The 1,381-nt window shown below is 44.1% G+C and carries 3 protein-coding genes; 1 reads left to right on the top strand and 2 read right to left on the bottom strand.

Translation table 11 applies throughout. The features are described 5' to 3' along the window. Positions 1 to 93 precede the first annotated feature (93 nt). Positions 94 to 570 (top strand): large-conductance mechanosensitive channel protein MscL, encoded by a 477-nt coding sequence (mscL, locus tag RUMCAL_RS09740; protein WP_021682631.1) that lies wholly within the window; start codon positions 94 to 96, stop codon positions 568 to 570. A gap of 274 nt (positions 571 to 844) precedes the next feature. Here the strand turns inward: mscL and RUMCAL_RS16700 are convergent, their stop codons facing one another. Continuing rightward, positions 845 to 970, bottom strand: coding sequence for a hypothetical protein (locus tag RUMCAL_RS16700; protein WP_021682633.1), 126 nt, complete (start codon positions 968 to 970; stop codon positions 845 to 847). Between the two features lie 160 nt (positions 971 to 1,130). After that, on the bottom strand, positions 1,131 to 1,307 hold the full coding sequence (locus tag RUMCAL_RS15100; protein WP_021682634.1) for a FeoB-associated Cys-rich membrane protein: 177 nt from the start codon (positions 1,305 to 1,307) through the stop codon (positions 1,131 to 1,133). Between the last annotated feature and the right edge of the window lie 74 nt (positions 1,308 to 1,381).

Genomic DNA, 1,381 nt, shown 5'->3' on the forward strand with positions numbered 1-1,381 from the left:
CTGTCGCACAATCTTTGTGCGGTATTGCCTAAAGGACATTTTACGCACAAGCTTTGCGTGGCGTGTCTAAAAATAAAGAAAAGGTGAGTTCGAATGGACAAGAAAACAACTGAAGAAGCATTGCAGAAAACCGGAAAAGGTCTGAAAGGCGTTGTTGGTGAGTTCAAGGAGTTTATTTCCAAGGGAAATGTGCTGGATATGGCAGTCGGCCTGATCGTGGGTTCTGCGTTTACGGCAATTGTCAATTCGCTGGTCGATGACATTCTGATGCCGGTTATCGGTACCGTGCTGGTTGGTATCAATTTTTCTTCGCTGGGAATCACGATCCCGTGGGGCAATCACCCCTTTATCGCGATCGGCAGCTTCCTGAACACAATTATCACATTCCTGCTGACAGCACTGTGCGTGTTCCTGATCGTAAAGACAATGAACATGTTCCGCCGCAAGCAGGAAGAAAAGCCTGCACCGCCGAAGCCCAGCAAGGAGGAGCAGCTTCTCACAGAAATTCGCGATCTGCTGGCAGCACAGCAGGGAAAGCCGATTCAGAAGGACGAGAAAAAGAACAATTAAGGAAACACTGAATAAAGCCCGCCTGACGGCTTTGCACGCAATCTGCGTGCAGATTTTTCGTCATATTGCCCAGAAATCCCTTGCCATACGGAAAGTATGCCTGCGGAATTTCTATGCAATCTGTCGACCGAAAAATCTGACGACGCATCTTACCACAAGCTTTGCTCGGTGTTTCTTTAAAAACGACATCTTCTTACTATTCTACATATAGAAAAAACGCTGTTCCACGTGCAGGAACAGCGTTTTTTCGTAAGGATTATATTGTGTACTGTAGTTATGAAATCTGTTTTCTTTCTTTCAATTCTTGTTCTAGTTCTTGGATTGCCTTTTTCAATTCTTCGGTTGACATTCTTTTGATTTCATCTGGGATAATTACGTTGTCATCAATAAACATTTTCATATTATATTTTGCCTCCCACAAATCAATTCCCTTCTTGTTTCTATTATATCGTTATTGCAATTAAAAGTCAATGATGTTTTATTGAGCGTTTATCGTAAGACAAAAAAGCGGGAGCAGCCGTATTTCAGCTGCTCCTGCTTTTCTTTATGGAGAGGTTTCGTTATTTTGAGGATTTCTGTTTGTGTTTTTGTGTGTCGCCGTGGCAGCTGCACGCATTCGGACAGCCGCCGCAGGTACCGCCGCAGGAATGTTTTCCCTTTTTGCGGTCACTCCGCATGGACAGGACGATTGCAGCAATGATCGCTACAACAATAATTCCGACAATGACACTTCCCATAGAAATGCCTCCTTTTGAAACGTCAGGTCAATTTTGTTTCTGGCAATACCGCACAAAGATTGTGCGACAGATGC

The organism is Ruminococcus callidus ATCC 27760, assembly GCF_000468015.1.
GTDB lineage: Bacteria > Bacillota > Clostridia > Oscillospirales > Ruminococcaceae > Ruminococcus_C > Ruminococcus_C callidus.